The organism is Escherichia sp. Lx600-2, assembly GCF_036662595.1.
GTDB classification, from domain to species: domain Bacteria; phylum Pseudomonadota; class Gammaproteobacteria; order Enterobacterales; family Enterobacteriaceae; genus Escherichia; species Escherichia coli.
The window spans coordinates 1-1,627 of record NZ_JAYQWM010000211.1 but is presented as its reverse complement, the minus strand read 5'-3'; the positions used below and the strand labels follow the sequence as shown (position 1 = coordinate 1,627).

1 pseudogene is annotated in these 1,627 nt (G+C 40.3%); it reads left to right on the top strand.

Annotated elements, in window-relative coordinates:
- Nucleotides 1-466: 466 nt before the first annotated feature.
- Nucleotides 467-1,561 (top strand): annotated as a pseudogene (locus tag OQV04_RS24490) (hypothetical protein); the annotation flags it as partial.
- Between the last annotated feature and the right edge of the window lie 66 nt (nt 1,562-1,627).

Here is a 1,627-nt window from a genome sequence, read left to right as displayed (position 1 = left end):
GACCAATAAAAACAAAAGATTAATATTAAAAATCCATTATGACGATTTTTGTTGACTAAAATTAGGTTGGGATATATAAATAAATCCATGTAAAATTCAAACAAGGCATAGAGGAGCCGCAGGAAGGTGAAATATTTCCATCTAATTTGTGATAATCATCACAAAAATAAGCTACAACAAGCGGAGGAAAAGACAATCTGTTGCTGAACAGACAGAAGCAGGCTACGAATGATCGGAAAATGAAGCAAATACGCTTATACAGAAGACGCAGAGGTAACTGACGGAGACAATCACAATCAGGAGAAAATTATCGTAAATAATGTATAAAATCTCAGGATATAAACAAATGTACACAAGCTATCCACGTAATCAGCGGCTGGCTCAGGATTGACGTTTCATTTCAGTGGACAACATCGATTCTGTCTGACAGCGGACCAATATGTAGCAAGCAGAAACTTCTGACATCATGGTAACTCGGACAATGCAACAAAAGTATCAGTATGATCGTGTTTTATCCGGCGAACTCCACCCATTCCCTGGCATATACGAGGCGGTTTCCGAACAAATCCTTTTGCTCATTTTTAAAGCACGTCAACTATATCAGGATCCAGAATATCGCCCCTGGTTTGAAGAACAGCACAGAGTACTCTCTGCATTACGTGCCAATACAGAGCTCCTGAGAATCTTTAGAGAACAAAGAAGCGCTGAAGAACCAAAGCTTACTATTGAAGAGTCTACCTCCCCCCAACCCACTCCTTCTGCTCTTACAGATGCGCTTAATGTGATGTGCCATTTATACAATGGTTTTGATGAAGGAAATATCAGTCTGAAAACCTGGGGGGCGATGCAAGAGGTACAGACAACATCAACCTTTATCAGCCCAGGACCGAGAACCTGGAAAACACCTGAACTGGCAAAGTTTGTAGGAGATGATTTATTTAATATTCTGACTGAATGTAAAGCCTGGAGTTCACCAATTCCAGCAGAAACCCGACAGGGCTATTGCCATCAGGATCTGTCTGTTGCACACTCCTGCACCTCAGAGTTACTGGCACACCTGAATCAATACCATGAAATTGATGAATCAGCAATACTTGCCAGAGTTATTGGTATGACGGTTAACGGATTCTACAAGAAAAATAATACAGACCTCCCAGAATGGCTATCCCCCTTTAAAGAGGAACATAAAATATTCAGAGATTGTCTGGAGCAAAAGACCGAGGATGTAATCAGACTGAAAGAACAACTGTTGAAAACAGGACGTTCAGAATTCGTGAATAATTTGTGTCGGGTCGCCAACTGGTATGAAATTAAGTCAATATACGATGAATATGTCCGTCTTTATGCCAATGAAATCATTGGTTGGTTCAACAAAACCATGGAATATTTTAAACCAACAGATTTTATCCGATATACATGGAAATTCGCAACAGTTACTCCAGGTAAAGAGACAGAAACCAAGCATACAACTGCATGGGAAAAGGATTATTGCCAGATAACTATACAACGTGATGAACTTCTGAGATTGATTCACACGAATACCCTTCAGGATGCGGTGATGCTGCCAACTTACTGATTTAGTGTATGATGGTGTTTTTGAGGTGCTCCAGTGGCTTCTGTTTCTATC